This is a genomic window from Pseudomonas sp. SLFW (genome assembly GCF_009905615.1).
Classification (GTDB): Bacteria; Pseudomonadota; Gammaproteobacteria; order Pseudomonadales; family Pseudomonadaceae; genus Aquipseudomonas; species Aquipseudomonas bambusae.
This window is the reverse complement of record NZ_JAAAKW010000007.1, coordinates 138,463-157,582: the sequence shown is the minus strand read 5'-3', so window position 1 is coordinate 157,582 and position 19,120 is coordinate 138,463. Positions and strand designations below refer to the sequence as shown.

At 60.4% G+C, this 19,120-nt stretch carries 16 protein-coding genes; 10 read left to right on the top strand and 6 right to left on the bottom strand.

Annotation, left to right across the window (positions count from 1 at the left end; translation table 11 throughout):
• The first annotated feature begins 88 nt into the window (after nt 1–88).
• On the top strand, nt 89–1,306 hold the full coding sequence (serB, locus tag GVN17_RS14870) for a phosphoserine phosphatase SerB (protein WP_166596028.1): 1,218 nt from the start codon (nt 89–91) through the stop codon (nt 1,304–1,306).
• 129 nt (nt 1,307–1,435) lie between these two features.
• Here the strand turns inward: serB and GVN17_RS14865 are convergent, their stop codons facing one another.
• The 4 genes from GVN17_RS14865 to GVN17_RS14850 form a co-directional block, all read right to left on the bottom strand.
• Nucleotides 1,436–3,223, bottom strand: a complete 1,788-nt coding sequence (locus tag GVN17_RS14865; protein ID WP_166596027.1) for a molecular chaperone — start codon at nt 3,221–3,223, stop codon at nt 1,436–1,438.
• A gap of 281 nt (nt 3,224–3,504) precedes the next feature.
• Entirely contained in the window at nt 3,505–4,368 is an 864-nt protein-coding gene (gene asd, locus GVN17_RS14860; RefSeq protein WP_166596026.1) for an archaetidylserine decarboxylase, read from the bottom strand.
• Between the two features lie 64 nt (nt 4,369–4,432).
• Nucleotides 4,433–5,248, bottom strand: a complete 816-nt coding sequence (locus tag GVN17_RS14855) for a rhodanese-like domain-containing protein (RefSeq protein WP_166596025.1) — start codon at nt 5,246–5,248, stop codon at nt 4,433–4,435.
• A gap of 44 nt (nt 5,249–5,292) precedes the next feature.
• On the bottom strand, nt 5,293–6,828 hold the full coding sequence (locus tag GVN17_RS14850) for an HDOD domain-containing protein (protein ID WP_166596024.1): 1,536 nt from the start codon (nt 6,826–6,828) through the stop codon (nt 5,293–5,295).
• Between the two features lie 211 nt (nt 6,829–7,039).
• Here GVN17_RS14850 and motA point away from each other — a divergent pair, with 211 nt between their 5' ends.
• Entirely contained in the window at nt 7,040–7,891 is an 852-nt protein-coding gene (gene motA / locus GVN17_RS14845) for a flagellar motor stator protein MotA (protein WP_166596023.1), read from the top strand.
• Nucleotides 7,892–7,894: 3 nt separating this feature from the next.
• Nucleotides 7,895–8,932: a flagellar motor protein MotB gene (motB, locus tag GVN17_RS14840; RefSeq protein ID WP_166596022.1), complete on the top strand. Its 1,038-nt coding sequence runs from the start codon at nt 7,895–7,897 to the stop codon at nt 8,930–8,932.
• Nucleotides 8,933–8,991: 59 nt separating this feature from the next.
• Here motB and rsgA read toward each other — a convergent pair whose 3' ends face one another.
• Entirely contained in the window at nt 8,992–10,023 is a 1,032-nt protein-coding gene (rsgA, locus tag GVN17_RS14835) for a small ribosomal subunit biogenesis GTPase RsgA (RefSeq protein ID WP_166596021.1), read from the bottom strand.
• Between the two features lie 107 nt (nt 10,024–10,130).
• On the opposite strand from rsgA, the gene orn reads away from it, so the two are divergent.
• Nucleotides 10,131–10,667: an oligoribonuclease gene (gene orn / locus GVN17_RS14830; RefSeq protein WP_166596020.1), complete on the top strand. Its 537-nt coding sequence runs from the start codon at nt 10,131–10,133 to the stop codon at nt 10,665–10,667.
• Nucleotides 10,668–10,771: 104 nt separating this feature from the next.
• Nucleotides 10,772–11,383, top strand: a complete 612-nt coding sequence (locus tag GVN17_RS14825) for a trimeric intracellular cation channel family protein (RefSeq protein ID WP_166596019.1) — start codon at nt 10,772–10,774, stop codon at nt 11,381–11,383.
• 106 nt (nt 11,384–11,489) lie between these two features.
• Here GVN17_RS14825 and queG read toward each other — a convergent pair whose 3' ends face one another.
• Complete coding sequence (queG, locus tag GVN17_RS14820) at nt 11,490–12,608, bottom strand: tRNA epoxyqueuosine(34) reductase QueG (RefSeq protein WP_256665231.1); 1,119 nt, start codon at nt 12,606–12,608, stop codon at nt 11,490–11,492.
• A gap of 62 nt (nt 12,609–12,670) precedes the next feature.
• On the opposite strand from queG, the gene GVN17_RS14815 reads away from it, so the two are divergent.
• The 5 genes from GVN17_RS14815 to miaA are packed head-to-tail and all read left to right on the top strand — an operon-like array spanning nt 12,671 to nt 19,035.
• Entirely contained in the window at nt 12,671–14,167 is a 1,497-nt protein-coding gene (locus GVN17_RS14815; RefSeq protein WP_166596018.1) for an NAD(P)H-hydrate dehydratase, read from the top strand.
• Nucleotides 14,155–14,625 carry a tRNA (adenosine(37)-N6)-threonylcarbamoyltransferase complex ATPase subunit type 1 TsaE gene (gene tsaE / locus GVN17_RS14810; RefSeq protein ID WP_166596017.1) on the top strand — a complete coding sequence of 157 codons (471 nt, stop codon included), beginning with the start codon at nt 14,155–14,157 and terminating at the stop codon, nt 14,623–14,625. The genes GVN17_RS14815 and tsaE overlap by 13 nt, the downstream gene beginning before the upstream one ends.
• A 2-nt stretch (nt 14,626–14,627) precedes the next feature.
• A complete protein-coding gene (locus GVN17_RS14805) occupies nt 14,628–16,067 on the top strand; it encodes an N-acetylmuramoyl-L-alanine amidase (RefSeq protein ID WP_218576229.1) in 1,440 nt (479 codons plus the stop codon).
• 26 nt (nt 16,068–16,093) lie between these two features.
• On the top strand, nt 16,094–18,064 hold the full coding sequence (gene mutL / locus GVN17_RS14800) for a DNA mismatch repair endonuclease MutL (RefSeq protein WP_166596140.1): 1,971 nt from the start codon (nt 16,094–16,096) through the stop codon (nt 18,062–18,064).
• Entirely contained in the window at nt 18,064–19,035 is a 972-nt protein-coding gene (gene miaA, locus GVN17_RS14795; protein ID WP_166596015.1) for a tRNA (adenosine(37)-N6)-dimethylallyltransferase MiaA, read from the top strand. The genes mutL and miaA overlap by 1 nt, the downstream gene beginning before the upstream one ends.
• Nucleotides 19,036–19,120: the final 85 nt, after the last annotated feature.

Sequence of the window (19,120 nt, the reverse complement as noted above, 5' to 3'; positions counted from 1 at the left end):
CGACCCAGAGACGGCAAAGCGCTCACTGTGCCCGGTGGTCACTGAAAGTGAGTAGAATGCCGTTTTTTTCCACCTGCGGGGGTGCGCCTTGCGCGAAATTGTCCTGATAAACATCACTGGCGAAGACAGTCCGGGTCTGACGGCGGCCATTACTGGCGTACTGGCTCGCGGCGGCGCCGATGTTCTGGATATTGGTCAGGCGGTGATCCACGACACGCTTTCGTTTGGCATTCTGGTCCAGATTCCGGACACCGAGAACGGCTCGAAGGTACTGGATGGGGTGCAGTCGAAGGTCGATGAACTGGGCTTACAGGTGCTGTTCACCCACGTCAGCGAAGACGACTACCAGCACTGGGTCGACGATCAGGGCAAAGACCGGCACATCGTGACGCTGCTGACCCGCAAGGTCACGGCCGAGCAATTGCAGACCGTGAGTGCGATCACCGCCAAATACGGCTTGAACATTGATCGCATCGACCGTCTGTCCGGGCGCATGCCGCTGGACATGCCAAGTGACAAGGGCAAGGGCTGCATCGAGTTTTCCGTGCGCGGCGAACCCGCTGATGCGCAGGAGATGCGCGCCGAGTTCCTGCACGTGGCGCAAGAGCTGAACGTTGATATCGCGTTCCAGCAGGATTCCCTGTTCCGCCGCAATCGTCGTCTGGCCGTGTTCGACATGGACTCGACGCTGATCGAGGCTGAAGTCATCGACGAACTGGCCAAGGCCCACGGCGTGGGTGAGCGCGTGTCGGAAATCACCGAGCGTGCGATGCGGGGCGAGCTGGATTTCCGCGCCAGCTTCAAAGAGCGTCTCGCGTTGCTCAAAGGCCTCGATATCAAAGTGCTGGATGAAATCGGCGCCTCGCTGCGTTTGACCGAAGGCGCTGAAAACCTGTTCGCCGAACTCAAGCGCCTGGGCTACAAGACCGCGATTCTGTCAGGCGGCTTCACCTACTTCGCCCGTCAGTTGCAGGCGAAACTGGGTATCGACTACATCTTCGCCAACGAGCTGGAAGTGGTGGACGGCCAATGCACCGGCGAGGCCGTCGAGCCGATTGTCGATGCGCAGCGCAAGGCTGACCTGTTGCGCGAGCTGGCGATCAAGGAAGGCTTGAGTCTGGAGCAGACCATCGCCGTTGGCGACGGCGCGAACGATTTGCCGATGCTGGCCATTGCCGGTCTAGGCGTTGCGTTCCGTGCCAAGCCGCTGGTTAAACAGTCTGCCAAGCAGGCGATTTCGACGCTGGGTCTGGACGGGGTGCTGTATCTGCTGGGGTTCCGCGATCGGGAAGGGCGGAGTCTGTAAAACACCGCCTCTGGATGGAGCGCTTTCTGTAGGAGTGAGCTTGCTCGCGATGCGTGGAACCAGCAATGCATGAGGTGACTGAAATAGCCTATCGCGAGCAAGCTCACTCCTACAGGGAAGGGCTTAGGCTTACAACACTGTCCACAACGAATCGAATTCCTGCTCCGGTCCTGCTTCCGGCGTCGGTTTCTTCGGCCCTTCCAGAATTTCGTATTCGAACTGGTTGTAGCTGCCTGTCGTCGCCTTGCGATTGCTCAGGGTCGCACGACGTTCGTCGCCGCTGCTGTTGATCATCACTTTATTGCCGTCGTCGAATGGCAAGCGAGGCGCAATGACGGTGGCAGGCACATCAATGGCGCGCACTTCGGGCAGCAACAGCACTCGCAGGTACTGACTGCTCTGTTCGGCACGCAGCAACTGCATGCCGCACGCCTGTGCGAACGGGGCGATCAGCTCAACCCCCATCTGCGTACCGCCGCTGCGCACCTGACGCACCCAGCGCACCACTGCGATACTCCAGCCGTGGCCGTGATCCTGAATGCCGATCATCTCGCCTGCCTGCAGCTGATCGGGAACGTCTTTAGGCCAGGCCAGGCAATAGCCGCCAGGGCTGTGGTTGACGATGTTCAGGTTGTAGGTGGGAAAGCTCTTCTGACCATCCAGGGCAGAGGCGCCGCCGTCCGCCTCGTCGCGCTGATATTCGATCTCTTCGAACGGCAGCATGGAAGTCGACGACCCGGTGCGCTGAACGTCCATCGCCTGCGCCCAAGGATCGTGACGCGCTGGCTCAAGTGGCTGCAAGCTGTATTCGGCGACTTTGCTCACGGTCACCGTAGGCACCAGCAGCAGATCGCTGAAGCATTTTTTGCCACCGACGAAATAGTGCAGGGCGCTCATGCCGACACAGACGGTCAACGTGCCTTGCCCGACCGTGCGCTGGAAAGCACGCTCAGACACATCGCCCCACGCGGCGGCGAGATGTTGCAACACGTCGAGGGAAAGGCCTGGCGGTACGTGCAGGTAAGACTGCGAGCGCTGCTCAATGGGCATTTCGATGTAGCGCTGCAAGGCTGCCGAAAGCGGGCGAGGGTTGATGCCCAGCAGATTGCCGCGCTGATCGTCGGTGTACAGCGTGGTGTAGCGCGGCGCGGTATCGGTGCCATGGGCCACGGCGTACAGGCTGGCGTCATCGACCGGCTGTTGCAGCGTGACCATCGAGCTCCAGGCGTCCAGTGCATCGGCCAGTTTGCCGATGTTGTGTTGACGCATCTGGTTGCAGCGGGAGCACCCCATCAGCAGCGCCACGACGTAAGTCTGTTCGACGGTCAGGGTGCGAGTGTGGTGCGCTTGATTGTCAGCCACTGGAACGTTGTGCAACTGATTCTGGCGAGCAATCTGGTAGATCTGATGCAGTTCGAGCCACAGACCGTCTTGCACCGGGCAATAAAGCTGGTTGGCGCGGATCAGTGGGCCATTGAGGCAATGCAGCGCGCGTTGGAGGGCAGTGGTCAGCAGCGTGGTGCGGTCGCGAGTGAGTTTGGGCGCGACTCGGGCGATGATTTGCTTGTAGCCAATGGCCAGGTGGTTTTGCAGGGCCTGGCACAGATTGGCGACTTTGCGCGGCCGTTCTTCAAGCACGACCGACTGATTGAGGAAGTGACGTTCAAGGTGTTTGCACACGAAGAAGACTTCGGGACGCAGCAGCTCCAACAGTTGCAGCCGGTTTTCACTGGGGGTCAGCAGCTGGTTGAGTTCGCCCAGGCCCTGATACAGCTGGCGAGCCATTTCACCGAGGTTGGCTTTGGGGAGCGTGGCGATCCAGCGCTTCAGGTCTTTCGGCGTCGCGTCACAGAACGACAGGCTCGACTGCGTCGGCACAGGGGCGCGCAACAACAGTGGGAGGCTTAAGTTACTCATGTGACAGGCAAACTCCAACAACTACTGGCTCAGATGACTACAAGCGATCGCATGCATGACACGCGTGACCGAGCTAAACGAGCAAGTTTACGTCAATTGAAAGCGAAGTTTCCTACAAGACTGACGAGAGACTGTACCAGCATTGGGCCATGAGGGCAGCCCTTAATGTCAATGTGACACCGTATCAATACGGATACAAAGGCGCCTGGCTGACCAACGGCGGGCTGTGCTCTCGATCCCAGGCCCGCCAATAAACCGTTTCAGAGTTTGTCAGGCAAGAATCAGGCCTGAGAAGGGGTTGCCAGCAATTGACCCATTCGAGTCGGCGAGCCGGCTGCCAGGTCCGCTGCCCAGTTCACCTGATTCGGGCCAAACAGCACGATGGCGGTCGAGCCTAGCTTGAAGCGCCCCAACTCGGCGCCCTTCTCCAGATGGATGGGTGCGCGTGCGGCTTCATCATAGCGGAAGGTTTTCAGTTCACGTTTTGGAGGGGTTACCAGACCCGCCCAGACGGTTTCGATGGAGGCCACGATCATCGCGCCCACCAACACCACGGCCATTGGGCCGCGCTCGGTGTCGAACAGGCAGACCACGCGTTCGTTGCGGGCGAACAGTTCCGGGACGTTTTCCGCTGTGGTCTGGTTCACCGAAAACAAGCGACCCGGAACGTAGACCATCTCGCGCAACGTGCCTGCCAATGGCATGTGAACGCGGTGATAGTCCTTCGGCGACAGGTAAATAGTGGCGAACTCACCGCCCATGAACGGCGCGGACAAGCGTGCATCGCCACCCAGCAGCTCAAGTGCGCTGTAGCTGTGGCCCTTCGCCTGGAAAATCCGGCCGTGGTCGATAGGGCCCAACTGGCTCACCGCGCCATCGGCAGGGCATAGAATCCCGCCCGGTGTTTCGTCCAGCGGGCGTGCCCCCGGCTTGAGGGCTCGGGTAAAGAAGTCGTTGAAATGCGGGTACGCCGTGATGTCTTCCACCAGGGCCTGGGACATGTCGACGTTATAGCGGCGTGCGAACCACTGAGTGAAGGCGTTCTTGAACCAGCGCACGCGGCACTCGGCAACGCAGCCCGCCAGACGTGACAGCAGATGGTGGGGAAGCAAGTATTGGAAAAGGATAAACAGACGCTGTTTCATCAAGGTTCCTAAAGCGTTCAAAAGGGCTTTTCAAAGGTCGAGACAGGGAATGCCGGGTGAGCAATTACTTCTCAATGGGCGTATCCGGGTGATTGCCCCATTCGCCCCACGAACCGGCGTAACCCTTGATTCGCGGGTAACCCAGCGCCTTGGCGACCAGGTAGGTGAAGCCTGAGCGATGGTGTGTCTGGCAATGGGTGATGACTTCCTTGTCCGGGGTGATGCCCAGGCTCTCCAGAATCTGCGGCATGTCCTTGCGGATGCGCAGACTGCGGGCCTGATCCATGCCTGCCGTCCATTCGAAGTTCACAGCGCCTGGAATATGGCCGCCGCGTGCTGCCACGACCTTTTCGCCTGAATATTCGGTAGGACCACGTGCGTCCCAGATGGCGAGGTCGTCAGCGCCCAGTCGGCTTTGCAGGTATTCGCGGGTGGCGGTGGGTTCGTCGTGAATCGTCACTGGCACCGGGCCGCCAGCAGGGGCGGGCACTTCTGTAGACAGCGGCAAACCTTCCGCCTGCCAGGACAACAGGCCGCCGTCCAGATAGTGGTATTTCGAATGGCCGATGACGTCCAGCAGCCAGATAAAGCGCCCGGCCCAGCCGCCGCCCTCGTCGTCGTACACCACATAAACGGCATTCGGGTTGTGACCGAGTTCGCCAAACAGCGCTTCCAGCTGCGGCTGTGTCGGCAGCAGGCCTGGCGCGGGAGGTTGGCCGAGTTGGGTACGTTTCGGGTCGACGAAACGAGCGCCGGGGAGATGACCGGCTTCATAGCGGGCGGCGCTGGTCAGGTCGACCAGGATCAGTTCTGAAGCGCCGAGGCGTGCCTGCAGGTCTGCGGGCTCGATGACCAGCGGCAAGCTTGAGAAGGCAGACATGGGTGTCTCCAGATCATGAAAAGAGGCGAATTGTAGCTCAGCCGTCAGCCATTGCGATGGCTAAAGGTTGTCAGCGCTTTCTCTATGCATTGCCCGGTTTTTCCGAAGGCTTGCACCGTCACTTCCGAGAAAGGCCCACCCCCCTGATCGGCGACGATCACCATGATGACCCGGCCATTGCTGGCCAGTGATCGGATCAACAGGTTTTCACCCGAAAACAGATTGCGCAGTTGCGGGGGCAGCAAGGCCGAAAACTGGGCGTTGTTGCTGGCGTTCAGACGCAACTGTGTGGCTTGGGCCAACAGGCGTTGCAGGACCGTGCTGTCTTTATAAGGGATGAGCAGCGCGGCGGCGGATTTGTCCACGCCGGCGATTTGATGCACTCGCAGGGTGTCGGTTTTACGGTCGATCATCAGCAGCACGGCCCGTTGCATGCCCGAAGCGATCAGAGCGTCTCGCGCCGTGGTCGTCAGGTGCATGGCATTGGTGAAGGCGCTGGGTTCTTTCAGCAGCTCGCCGCAGTGCTTGCGCCAGACTTGCAGCGCTTCAGCGGACGGCGGTGGCGCAGGCAGCAAGCCTTTGTGCACCCGCCGAGTGTCCCAAGGCCACAACAAGGCTTCGGCCGGATGCCAAACGCCGGGCGCTGCGTGTTGACGAGCGCTGGCAGCGGCGTTCTGGTGCACCTGTTGTTGAAGGTCATCGAAGGGCTGTTGCAAATAAAGGCTGGTCAGCAATTGCCAGCGCAGATTGTGCGGCGAGTCCCACGCTTGTTGTGCCGATAGCGCCAGGCCATTGGCCAGAAGAATGGTGTTGGCGGGCTGATTGAACCAGCGGCGCAAAGGCAGATCGGCATCCAGCGCTTGCTGTTGTTTGAGCGGATCATCGCTCTCGTGGGCGATGCGCAACACCTTCACCAGACTGCGCTGTTCGCGCATTAGCAGGTGATAGCCCTGTGTGACCCAGATCGGCAGTTGCCAACGCTCCGCCAATGCCTGGCACAGTTGCACCAGGCGCACGCCGAACAAGGCTTTTTCCACAGTCTTGGCGCACTCTCCTTTGTGGATAACTCGCAATTCCCACTCTTCCAGCAACTTGGGATGGGCCAGCGCCATGGGCCACAGTGGCGCGAGGAACAGCAGGCTCCCCAAATGAATGTCTTGCCACAGACGCGCCAACTGATTCGCAAACAGCCCGTACGCCTGTTGTGTGGCGTGCTGGCTGATCAGCTGCAGTTGGCGCAGTGCGACCGGGATTTGTTGCAGTTCCACGCTCGGCAATCGCGCAAGCAAAGTGCCGGTGCGGGCAAGCCCCAGTCTATTCAGCGCCACTTCGAGGCTTTCGGCCGGTTCGGTCAGGCCGCCGCTGTGCACATTGGCTTCGCGCAGCACGCTGAGGACCAGCGCGGGACTGTCCTGCATCAAGTCAGCAATCTCGCGCAGCGATCTGCGGCTGTCGTTCAGCGCGGCATTGACCTTCGCATGCGCGGCGGCGGGAACAGGCAGGGCGAGACTGTCTAGCTGCTTGACCCAGGCATCGAGTGTCTGCGGAACGAGGAGCGGGGAGGCTTTATCTGATTGCATTCACAAGGCCCGTACGGCTGGGAGGTTTTGATCGGCGTCGAATGATGGCATCATGCTGGCCTTCGTGCTGCTAGACCCGGGCCAGACGCCAGGCAGGATTTTCGCTTGATTTCACTATAGTCTGGCGCACTCATGCCGATAAGTAGAACAAGAGTTTTGAACGCTTCTCGCACAATGACCATGAACCCGACTCAGTAAGTATTCTTTATCTATGGCAAAAATTATCGGCATCATCGTCGTTTTCGCGAGCGTCCTCGGCGGCTACGTACTTTCCCATGGTCAAATTGCTGCGTTGATCCAGCCTTTCGAGGTGTTGATCATCGGTGGTGCCGCGTTCGGTGCATTTTTGCAGGCGAACCCGGGTTATATGACCATGCACGTGATCAAGAAGTCCGTGAAGATGTTCGGTTCACGCTTCACTCACGCCTTCTATCTTGAGGTGCTGGGGCTGATCTACGAGATCCTCAACAAGAGTCGCCGCGAAGGCATGATGGCCATCGAGGGCGATATCGAAGAGCCTGAAAACAGTCCGATCTTCGCCAAATACCCCAGCGTGCTCAAAGACACCAAGATGATCGCGTTCATCTGCGATTACCTGCGCATCATGTCGTCCGGCAACATGGCTCCCCACGAGCTGGAAGGCCTGTTCGACATGGAACTGCTGAGCATGAAGGAAGAGCTGGAGCATCCTTCTCACGCCGTCACCGGCGTGGCGGACGGTATGCCCGGCTTCGGTATCGTGGCGGCGGTACTCGGTATCGTGGTGACCATGGCGTCCCTGGGTTCTGGTGACAAGGCCGCGATCGGTATGCACGTCGGTGCGGCGCTCGTCGGTACGTTCTTCGGTATTCTCGCGGCATACGGCTTCTTCGGCCCACTGGCTCAGTGCCTGGCCCACGACGCCAAAGAAGAAATGAACGTGTTCGAGTCGATCAAGGCATCGCTGGTGGCGTCGGCCTCAGGCGTGCCGCCTTCACTGGCTGTCGAATTCGGTCGCAAGGTTCTCTATCCAGCGCACCGCCCCAGCTTCAGCGAGCTGGAACAAGCTGTTCGCGGTCGTTGATTCATGGAAAATAATCAGCCCATTATCGTCAAGCGCGTAAAGCGCTTCGGCGGCGGCCACCACGGCGGCGCCTGGAAAATTGCCTTCGCCGACTTCGCGACGGCGATGATGGCGTTCTTCCTCGTGCTGTGGCTGATGTCGTCGGCCACGCCCGAGCAGTTGATCGCCATTGCCGGTTACTTCAAAGACCCGGTCGGGTTTTCTGACAGTGGCTCGCCTTACGTGATCGACCTGGGCGGTTCGCCCGAGATGTCGCCCGACCAGACGCTCAACCCTGAAGTGAAATCCACCCCGGCGCCGGACAAGGTGCCTGTGGACGCCGACAAGGAAGACGCAGCGGCCGAGCAGGTCGAGCAAGAGCGGCTGGAGATGCTATTGCAGGAGCTGCAGACCAAGGTTAACGAGAACCCGCAACTGGCGAAGTTCAAGGATCAGATCCTGTTTGAGATCACTCAGGACGGCCTGCGTATCCAGATCATGGACGCTGAAAACCGGCCTATGTTCGACATCGGCAGCGCGCGTCTGAAGCCGTATTTCGAAGACATTCTGCTGGCCATGGCCGACACCATCAAAGCGGTGCCGAACAAGATCAGCGTGAGTGGTCACACCGATGCGACGCCTTTCGTGGGCAACAACGGTTTCGGTAACTGGGAGCTGTCGGCCAACCGCGCCAACGCTGCTCGCCGTGCATTGACGGCGGGTGGCTATCCAGACCCGCAAGTCGCTCGTGTGGTGGGTTATGCGTCGTCGGCGCTTTATGACAAGGACAGCCCCACCAACCCGATCAACCGTCGTATCGATATCGTGGTCCTGACCAAAAAGGCCCAGCAGCGTATTGAGGGTGCACAAGGGACGGGGGACGCGCCTAAATCGGATGCTGCTCCCGCTCCAACCTCGCCGACGGCGCCGGGCGCCAAACCGGGGGCATCGACCGCCGCGCCTGCCGTCGATCCCCAGGCCTACGCCCAGCCCCATGAGATTCGGCAGAAGCTGAACCTCTTCGATCAGGGGCAACTGAAGATCGACGAGACCAAGAACTGATACCCGGTTCGAGCAAAAAAACGCCGCGATGATCGCGGCGTTTTTGTGTGCGGCAGGTTTTAGTAACTGCTATCCGGCAAACTCGCGATGATTGAGCGATAGCTGTTCATCCGCTGTTGCTGCACGCGGCCATCTTCCAAACCCTTGAGCAGCGCACACCCCGGTTCGCGATCATGTTTGCAATCGCGGAAGCGGCAGCGGCCCAGCAGGTCGTTGAATTCGATGAAGCCCGCTTCGACGTCGGCGCGGCTCACATGACCCAGGCCGAATTCACGAATGCCGGGGGAGTCGATCAGATCGCCGCCACGGGGGAAGTGGAACAGGCGGGCGGTGGTCGTGGTGTGAGTCCCTTGGCCGGAATACTCCGACAAAGGCCCGACCCGTGTGCCGACTTCCGGCAACAAGCTGTTGACCAAGGACGATTTGCCCACGCCCGACTGACCAACGAACACACTGATGTGGCTGTCGAGCAAGTCTTGCAACTGTTGCATGCCGTTGCCGTGATGAGCCGACACTTCCAGCACCGGGTAGCCCAATGTCCGATAGACCGCCAGCAGCGCATTCAGCGCCGGGGCATTCTCGTCGTTGATCAGGTCGAATTTGTTCAGCAGCAACAGCGGGCGAATCCCGGCGTGTTCCGCAGCCACCAGATACCGGTCGATCAAGTTGGCATGAGGTTCAGGCGCGGGGGCGAACACGATGACAATCATGTCGACGTTGGCGGCCACCGGCTTGAGCTGGCCCCGGGTGTCCGGGCGGCACAGTTCGGTATTGCGCGGCAACTGAGCGACGATCACACCAATGCCCTGATTGCCTGCCCGCCAGACGACTCTATCGCCGGTTACCAGCGCTGGCAGGTTGGCCCGCAAATGGCAGCGGAACACCTGACCGCTCAGTTCGCCTTCCTGTGCCTCGACTTCCACCTGAACGCCGAAGTGAGCGATGACCAGCCCCGTCTGCTCGGGACCCAGGTCGCCGCCTTCCAGCGTTTCCAGTGCTTGGGATTCACGTTTGGCGGCACGGGCAGCGCGCTCGCCTTGAATCTTTTCGATGCGCCAGTTTTGGCGGCGGTTGAGTTGGCGTTTGGCCATGGGTGTTCTGAGATCCGGAATGCAAAAGCTGCTAATTGGGTAAAGCGCGGGGGAGTCTAGCACGCTCGGCTACGCTAAACTGCGCGCCTACGCTGAGGAGCCGACATATGCAGAACAAGCAGAATCTGATCTGGATCGACCTGGAAATGACCGGTCTGGACCCTGACAACGACGTCATCATCGAGATGGCGACCATCATCACCGACAGCGAGCTGAACACCCTGGCCGAAGGGCCGGTCATCGCCGTGCATCAAAGCGACGATCTGTTGAATGGCATGGACGAGTGGAACACCCGTCAGCACGGCGGTTCAGGCCTGACCCAGCGCGTGCGCGAAAGCACCATTTCCACTGCCGAGGCGGAAGCCATGACTCTGGATTTCATCAAACAGTGGGTGCCGGAACGCAGCTCGCCGATCTGCGGCAACAGCATCTGCCAGGATCGCCGCTTCCTTTATAAGCGCATGCCGACGCTGGAAAACTACTTCCATTACCGCAACCTCGATGTTTCGACGCTCAAGGAGCTGGCGGCACGCTGGTCGCCGGAGCTGAAATTTAAGAAGGGCAGCACCCACCTGGCGCTGGACGACATTCGTGAATCCATCGCCGAGTTGCGTTTTTATCGCGAGCATTTCATCAAAGTCTGATGCGTCGAGTAGGCGTTTGCTTGCCCGTGACAGGAACACCGTAACCGCGGGCAAGCGCTTCTAAGCGTTTCAAACTGCGTCCCTCTTTCGCACGGATCGCCACCATGCTGTTGATGCTTTACCTGATCGCCATCACTGCCGAGGCCATGACTGGCGCGCTGTCTGCCGGACGTCGCGGCATGGACTGGTTTGGCGTGGTGCTGATTGCCTGCATCACGGCGCTGGGAGGCGGTTCGGCGCGCGACGTGCTGTTGGGCCACTATCCGCTGACGTGGGTGAAACATCCGGAATACTTGATTCTCACCACTTTGGCCGCTTTGGTGACGATCTTTATTGCACCGCTGATGCGCCACCTCCGCTCGCTGTTCCTGGTGCTCGACGCCTTGGGTCTGGTGGCGTTTACGATCATCGGCTGCACGACGGCGTTGGACATGGGGCTGGGCATGCTGGTGGCGGCGGTCAGCGGGGTGATCACCGGGACTTTTGGCGGCATCCTGCGAGACATCTTCTGCAACGACATCCCGCTGATCTTCCGGCGCGAGCTGTACGCCAGTGTCTCGTTCGCTGCCGCCTGGTGCTTTTTGCTGTGCCAGTGGGCGGGGTTGCCGATCGAGCAGGGCACGCTGATTACCTTGTCGGGCGGGCTGTTGCTGCGTCTGCTGGCGATCAAGTACCACTGGGAAATGCCCAAGTTCGTGTACAAGGATGGGCATTGAATTTGAGACTGGGTGGAGACTTTTGTAGGAGTGAGCTTGCTCGCGATTCTCCAGCACATTCAAAGATGCAGCGTCTGAAAGAACCCTATCGCGAGCAAGCTCACTCCTACAGGTTTTGAGTTGGCTGGTTAACGCCATGCTGCCGCAATGCCCATTCCACATGCTCGCGCACCATCTCTGACGGATCGTTCAGACGCGATTTCAACGCTTCGATCACCGGAATGGTAGAAGGCGCATTGCCCAGCCCCACCGCTAGATTCCTCAGCCACCGTTCATACCCCGCACGCCGCAATGGCGAGCCTTCGGTATTGCTGAGAAACGTCGTCTCATCCCACAAAAACAGCGTCGTCAGTTCGGCGTTATCGAGGCCGTGGCGGGGTTTGAAGTCGTTTTGATCGGTGGGCCGGGCGAAGCGATTCCAGGGGCAGACGATCTGACAATCGTCGCAGCCGAACACTCGATTGCCGATCATCGAGCGCAACTCTTCGGGAATCGACGTTTTCAATTCGATGGTCAGGTAAGAAATGCAGCGCCGGGCGTCCAGCACGTACGGCCCGACGAACGCGTTGGTCGGGCACACGTCCAGACAGGCTGTGCAACGGCCGCAATGTTCGGTGGCATGAGGGGCGTCGGTCGGCAGTGGCAAATCGACGAACAACTCGCTCAGGAAGAAATAGCTCCCGGCCTTGCGATTCAGCACCAGCGTGTTCTTGCCAATCCAGCCCAGACCGGCCTGTTCGGCGATGGCCTTTTCCAGCACCGGCGCGCTGTCGACGAACGCCCTGAAGCCGAAGGGGCCAATGGCTTGCTGGATACGCTCGGCCAGTTGCTGCACGCGCTTGCGAATCAGCTTGTGATAATCGCGGCCCAAGGCATAACGCGAGACATAGGCTTTTTCCGGCTGAGCCAGCAATTGCGCCATCTGCGTTTCGCCCGGCAGATAGTCCATACGCAGCGACACCACTCGCAGCGTGCCCGGCACCAATTCCTCCGGGTGCGAACGTTTGCTGCCGTGCGCTGCCATATAGTCCATCTCGCCGTGATACCCGGCTTCGAGCCAGCGCTCCAGATGCTGCTCATGTTCCGCCAGATCCAGCCCCGAGATGCCCACTTGTTGGAAGCCGAGTTCGCGCCCCCAGTCCTTGATCGATTGGGCAAGCTCGGACAGCGCCGCAGCCGACAAGGGCGCGGATTGTGTGGCTGGATCTACAGTAATCGCGGACATGCAAGGAGGACACCGGGGCGCAGGTGCGTATAATTCTGCCAGACATCGGAGCCCAAAGACGCATGTTGCACAGCAAACCCCCATTTCCCGACGCACTGTACAGCGCCGCGCAGGTCCGCGACCTCGACGCACGCCTGATTGCAGCAGGCACGCCCGGCTTCGAACTCATGCAGCGCGCAGCCCACGCCGCCTGGCGCGCGATCCGTCGCCACTGGCCTGACGGTCAGCGACTGACAGTGCTGGCAGGCCATGGCAATAACGCGGGCGATGGCTATTTGATTGCGGCCTTGGCCAAGCGAGCAGGCTGGCAGGTGACGGTGCTGGCTGTGGGCGATTGCTCGGCGCTGAAGGGCGATGCCGAGACCGCTTATAAAGAAGCGGCGGGCGATCAGGTCGACATCCAGCCGTGGCAGCAACAAGTGCTGAGCGGGATCGTCGTCGATGCGCTGCTCGGGACGGGTCTCAAGGGCGATGTGCGCGACCCCTACACGTCCGCCATCCACGCCATAAACGACAGTCGTTTGCCGGTCATGGCAGTCGACATCCCGTCGGGGCTGTGCGCGGACACGGGCCACACCCTGGGCGTGGCGGTGCGTGCCGATCTGACGGTGACCTTCATTGGTCTCAAGGTCGGCCTGTTCACCGGTGATGCGCCTGACTTGGTCGGTGAGCTGGTGTTCGACGATTTACAGGCTGATCCGGCCATCGTCGGGCAAGCGCCCGTCAGCGTTAAACGTCTCGATACATTTAATCTGCCCGTCCTCAAGGCTCGTCCTCGCACGGCCCATAAAGGCCAGTTTGGTCGCGTGTTGGTCATTGGCGGCGACCTTGGCTTCGGCGGCGCGGCCCTGCTGTCCACGGAAAGCACGTTGCGCAGCGGCGCGGGGATGGTCACGCTGGCGACCCGTCCCGAACACGTTACCGCTGCGTTGACGCGGTTTCCCGAAGTCATGAGTGCTGGCATCAGCTCGGCGAATCAACTGATGGCGCTGATCGAGCCCGCCAGCGTGTTGGTCGTCGGGCCAGGATTGGGGCAGCACAGTTGGGGCCGCAGCCTGTTGTCTGCCGCCGCCAATGCCGACAGGCCTCAGGTCTGGGACGCTGATGCGCTGAATCAGCTGGCTGCCGGTCTGGTACGGTTGCCCAAGGATTGCGTGATCACGCCGCACCCTGGGGAAGCGGCGCGTTTGCTGGGCGTTGGCACCCAGGAAATTCAAGCCGATCGGCCCGCTGCGGCGCGAGCGCTGGCCCGGAAATTCAACGCTGTCTGTGTTCTCAAGGGCAGCGGCAGCCTGATCGCTAACCCTGCTGGGGATCTGGCGCTGGCCAATCACGGTCATCCGGCGATGGCGACGGGCGGTTTGGGCGATGTGCTGGCGGGCGTCATTGGTGCGTTGATGGCGCAAAAAATGCCCGCTTTCGAGGCCGCCTGCCTCGGTGTCTGGCTGCACGCGCTGGCGGGAGAACAATGTGGCGCCAGTGGGCGCGGGATGGCTGCCGCTGATCTGATTCCTGTTATTCGTAGGCTTCTGGAGGAGCAACAACCGTGTCTGAGTTAACCCTGCACCTGATGGGTGAAGAGGCGATGACCGACTTTGGTGCGCGGATTGCCCAAGTCACTGAAAGCAATGGAATTATTTTTCTTGAAGGCGATCTCGGGGCTGGCAAGACCACCCTGTCGCGGGGAATCATCCGTGGGCTGGGCCATGTCGGCGCGGTGAAAAGCCCGACGTTCACCCTCGTGGAACCTTACGAGATTGGGAGAAATCGCGCGTATCACTTTGATCTTTACCGACTTGTTGATCCAGAAGAGCTAGAATTCCTCGGCATACGGGATTACTTCGAAGGGGAGGCCCTTTGCCTGATCGAGTGGCCCAATCTTGGTGCGGGCTTTTTGCCAAAGCCTGACCTGATCATTACCATTAGGCCGCACGCGGAAGGTCGAGCGCTGACTCTGAGCCCTGAAAGCTCGCGCGGTGAGAAATGGTGTGCCGCTTTGGCTTTGGAATTCAAATAGATATGGGGTTAGGTATGCGCATGCGCGCGCTGGTTACTGTGATTGGACTGCTGCTGACGACGCTGGCCGTCGACGCGTTGGCCGCTTCACAGGTACGAAGTGTCCGCTTATGGCGTGCTCCGGATAACACTCGACTGGTTTTCGACCTGTCTGGCCCGGTTCAGCACAGCGTCTTTACCCTTCAGTCTCCGGACCGTCTGGTCATCGACATCAACGGCGCGACGCTGGGCGGTGCGCTGAACATCCCCACCGCCAACACGCCGATCACCAGCATGCGTTCAGCGCAACGCACGCCGGACGACCTGCGCGTGGTCATCGACCTGAAAAAGGCCGTGACCCCGAAAAGCTTCACGCTGGCGCCGAATCAGCAGTACGGCAATCGTCTGGTAGTCGATCTCTACGACAACCCTGCCGACGCCAACCCGCCGCCGACCGTCGCCGACACCCCGGCCACCGTAGCCCCGGCAACGCCAGCGGTGCCGGTCAGCCCGTCGAAGCCTGAAATCAAGCTCACGCCTGTGCCGAACGGCAAGCGCGACATTGTGGTGGTCATCGATGCCGGACACGGCGGTGAAGACCCGGGTGCATCAGGCAGCCGAGGCGAGAAAGAAAAGAACGTCGTGCTGTCGATCGCCAAGGAATTGCAGCGCCAGATCAACGCCGAGAAGGGCTATCGCGCCGAGCTGACCCGTACTGGCGATTACTTCATCCCGTTGCGTAAACGCACGGAAATCGCCCGCGCCAAAGGGGCCGACCTTTTCGTGTCGATTCACGCTGACGCCGCGCCGTCTTCGGCGGCGTTCGGTGCATCGGTGTTTGCGTTGTCCGAACGGGGTGCCACCTCCGAAACCGCCCGTTGGTTGGCCGACAGTGAAAACCGCTCCGACTTGATCGGCGGGGCGGGTGCTGTGAGCCTGGACGACAAAGACCGCATGCTCGCGGGCGTATTGCTCGACCTGTCGATGACCGCGTCGCTGACGTCGAGCCTCAACGTCGGCCAGAAAGTCCTCACCAACATTGGCCGCGTGACCTCGCTGCACAAGGCGCGAGTCGAGCAGGCAGGCTTTATGGTGCTCAAATCGCCCGACATCCCATCGATCCTCGTGGAAACCGGCTTTATCTCCAACTCGGCCGAAGCCAGCAAATTGCAAGGTGCCAGCCACCAGCAGGCTTTGGCGCGTTCGATCACGGCAGGCGTGAAGCAGTTCTTCCAGCAGAATCCGCCACAAGGCACGTACATCGCCTGGCTGAGGGACAACGGCAAGCTGGCCATGGGGCCGCGTGAGCATATGGTGCGTCCGGGTGAGTCGCTGAGCATGCTCTCGGCCCGTTACGACATGAGTATGGCAACGTTGCGTTCGGCGAATAATCTCAGCTCCGATGAATTGAAAGTCGGTCAGCAATTGAAGATTCCGAGCGCGGAACTGGCGGGTGAGCCGTGACGGGTCTGCTGCTCGATGAAGAAGGCCTGGACGTCAGCGTAAGCGTTGACGGCCCGGCCGCCGAAGCTGCGCGCATTCAATTGCTCAGTCCGCGACTGGCAAACCAGATCGCGGCAGGTGAGGTGGTCGAGCGTCCGGCGTCGGTCATCAAGGAATTGCTGGAAAACAGCCTCGATTCCGGAGCCCGTCGAATCGATGTCGATGTCGAACAAGCGGGCATCAAGCTGCTGCGCGTGCGCGACGACGGTGGTGGCATCTCGTCCGACGACCTGCCGCTGGCGTTGGCGCGACATGCCACCAGCAAGATTCGCGAACTGGAAGACCTCGAACGTGTGATGAGCCTCGGGTTTCGTGGCGAGGCGCTGGCGTCGATCAGTTCCGTGGCCCGGCTGACGCTGACGTCCCGCACCCGCGATGCCGATCAGGCCTGGCAAGTGGAAACCGAGGGGCGTGATATGGCCTCTCGCGTTCAGCCTGCCGCGCACCCGGTGGGCACATCGGTCGAAGTGCGTGATCTGTTCTTCAATACTCCGGCGCGCCGCAAATTCCTCAAGGCCGAAAAAACTGAATTCGATCACCTTCAAGAAGTGATCAAACGCATGGCGCTGGCGCGTTTCGACGTCGCCTTCCATCTGCGTCATAACGGCAAGACCATTCTCAGCCTTCATGAAGCCCGCGATGACGTGGCTCGGGCGCGACGCGTCTCGGCGGTCTGCGGTCCGGGCTTTCTGGAGCAGGCGCTGCCGATCGAGGTCGAGCGCAACGGCCTGAAACTCTGGGGCTGGGTGGGGTTGCCGACATTCTCTCGCAGCCAGGCGGACTTGCAGTATTTCTTCGTCAACGGCCGGGCGGTCCGCGACAAGCTGGTGGCCCACGCGGTGCGCCAAGCCTATCGCGACGTGTTGTTCAATGGTCGTCATCCGACGTTCGTGCTGTTCTTTGAGGTCGACCCTGCGGTGGTCGACGTCAACGTGCACCCGACCAAGCACGAAGTCCGTTTCCGCGACGGGCGCATGGTGCATGACTTCCTGTACGGCACGTTGCATCGGGCTTTGGGCGATGTCCGCCCGGAAGACCAGCTTGCTGGCACGACCTCGGTCACGGCGCTGGTGCGTCCGACCGGGCCGGAAGCGGGCGAGTTCGGCCCGCAAGGCGAGATGCGTCTGGCCAACAATGTGTCGGAAACCCCGCAAGGCTCGGCGTGGAGCACCCCAAACACCGCTGGCGATGGCTCAGCAGCGGGTTCCGGCGCTGGCGCGGGTTATCAGTATCAGTACACGCCGCGCCCTTCTTCTGTGTTGCCTGCCGAAGAAGCGCGAGCGGCTTACAGCGCGTTCTTTGCTCCGCTTCCGGGGGCGCAGGTGACGCCGGGCAATGCAGTCGGCGTTCCGTTGCCGGAATCTCAAGGGGATATCCCGCCGTTGGGCTACGCGCTGGCGCAACTCAAAGGCATTTATATCCTCGCTGAGAACGCTCACGGGCTGGTGCTGGTGGACATGCACGCCGCCCACGAGCGGATCATGTACGAGCGCCTGAAAATCGCCATGGCCAGCGAGGGCTTGAGTGGGCAGCCGCTGCTGGTGCCAGAGTCGATTGCCGTCAGCCAGCGTGAAGCTGACTGCGCCGAAGAGCACATGGCGACCTTCCAGCAACTGGGGTTCGAGTTGCAGCGCCTGGGGCCCGAAAGCCTGGCGATCCGACAGATTCCCGCATTGCTCAAACAGGCCGAAGCCAACCGTCTTGTGCATGACGTGTTGTCCGATCTGATGGAGTACGGCACCAGCGACAGGGTGCAAGCGCACATGAACGAGCTGCTTGGCACCATGGCCTGTCACGGCGCGGTGAGGGCGAACCGGCGTCTGGCGATTCCGGAAATGAACGGCCTGTTGCGCGACATGGAAAACACCGAGCGCAGCGGCCAGTGCAACCATGGCCGACCGACCTGGACCCAGCTGGGTCTGGATGACCTCGACAAACTGTTCTTGCGCGGTCGCTGATGAGTGCACTTCCTCCGGCCATCTTTCTGATGGGGCCGACCGCCGCCGGCAAGACCGACCTGGCCATCGAGCTGACCAAGGTGCTGCCCTGCGAGCTGATCAGTGTCGATTCGGCGCTGGTCTATCGTGGCATGGACATCGGCACCGCCAAACCGACAAAAGCGCTTTTGGACAAGTATCCCCACCGGCTGATCGATATTCTCGACCCGTCGGAGAGCTATTCCGCGGCGGATTTTCGCACTGACGCGTTGGAGGCCATGGCTGAAATCACTCGCAAAGGAAAAATTCCCCTGCTGGTCGGTGGCACCATGTTGTATTTCAAGGCTCTATTAGAGGGCCTTGCCGATATGCCAGCGGCTGACGCAAAGGTCCGGGCGCAACTCGAAGCCGAAGCGGCCAGCCGCGGCTGGCAGGCGCTACACGATGAGTTGGCAAGTGTCGATCCGGTGTCGGCGGCGAGGATTCATCCCAATGACCCACAGCGGCTGGTCAGAGCGCTTGAGGTTTATCGGGTCAGTGGTATGAGCATGACCGCACACCGTGAGCAACAAAGTGCGCAAACTGCTCAAGCTGGCGGTTCGGGGCGACATCAATTGCCCTATACTGTCGCAAATCTCGCGATCGCTCCGCAGGATCGCAAGGTATTGCATGACCGGATCGCATTGCGTTTCAGGCAAATGCTTGATGAAGGATTCGTTGAAGAAGTCGTAGCGTTACGTTCGAGGGGTGATCTGCACTCGAATTTACCGTCTATAAGAGCTGTAGGGTATCGCCAGGTCTGGGACCATCTCGACGGCAATCTGACGCGGGACGAGATGCAGGAACGCGGCATCATCGCCACGCGCCAATTGGCCAAGAGACAGTTCACCTGGTTACGAAGCTGGGAAAATTTACACTGGTTGGACAGCCTGGCTTGCGACAATCTGCCACGCACCTTGAAATACCTGGGATCGGTCTCCATATTGAGCTGAGTCCTTGCAATAGCCGTCTATCCTTGGGGGGTAACGGCCCAAGCCAATGTTTTCGAATTTATTCTATTGATCCTTAAAGGAGTGC

What these genes read in the sequence shown, in the direction of transcription:
- GVN17_RS14865 (WP_166596027.1), bottom strand. Translation starts at nt 3,223, where the DNA reads ATGAGTAACTTAAGCCTCCCACTGTTGTTGCGCGCCCCTGTGCCGACG.
- asd (WP_166596026.1), bottom strand. Translation starts at nt 4,368, where the DNA reads ATGAAACAGCGTCTGTTTATCCTTTTCCAATACTTGCTTCCCCACCAT.
- GVN17_RS14855 (WP_166596025.1), bottom strand. Translation starts at nt 5,248, where the DNA reads ATGTCTGCCTTCTCAAGCTTGCCGCTGGTCATCGAGCCCGCAGACCTG.
- GVN17_RS14850 (WP_166596024.1), bottom strand. Translation starts at nt 6,828, where the DNA reads ATGCAATCAGATAAAGCCTCCCCGCTCCTCGTTCCGCAGACACTCGAT.
- motA (WP_166596023.1), top strand. Translation starts at nt 7,040, where the DNA reads ATGGCAAAAATTATCGGCATCATCGTCGTTTTCGCGAGCGTCCTCGGC.
- motB (WP_166596022.1), top strand. Translation starts at nt 7,895, where the DNA reads ATGGAAAATAATCAGCCCATTATCGTCAAGCGCGTAAAGCGCTTCGGC.
- rsgA (WP_166596021.1), bottom strand. Translation starts at nt 10,023, where the DNA reads ATGGCCAAACGCCAACTCAACCGCCGCCAAAACTGGCGCATCGAAAAG.
- orn (WP_166596020.1), top strand. Translation starts at nt 10,131, where the DNA reads ATGCAGAACAAGCAGAATCTGATCTGGATCGACCTGGAAATGACCGGT.
- GVN17_RS14825 (WP_166596019.1), top strand. Translation starts at nt 10,772, where the DNA reads ATGCTGTTGATGCTTTACCTGATCGCCATCACTGCCGAGGCCATGACT.
- queG (WP_256665231.1), bottom strand. Translation starts at nt 12,608, where the DNA reads ATGTCCGCGATTACTGTAGATCCAGCCACACAATCCGCGCCCTTGTCG.
- GVN17_RS14815 (WP_166596018.1), top strand. Translation starts at nt 12,671, where the DNA reads ATGTTGCACAGCAAACCCCCATTTCCCGACGCACTGTACAGCGCCGCG.
- GVN17_RS14805 (WP_218576229.1), top strand. Translation starts at nt 14,628, where the DNA reads ATGGGGTTAGGTATGCGCATGCGCGCGCTGGTTACTGTGATTGGACTG.
- miaA (WP_166596015.1), top strand. Translation starts at nt 18,064, where the DNA reads ATGAGTGCACTTCCTCCGGCCATCTTTCTGATGGGGCCGACCGCCGCC.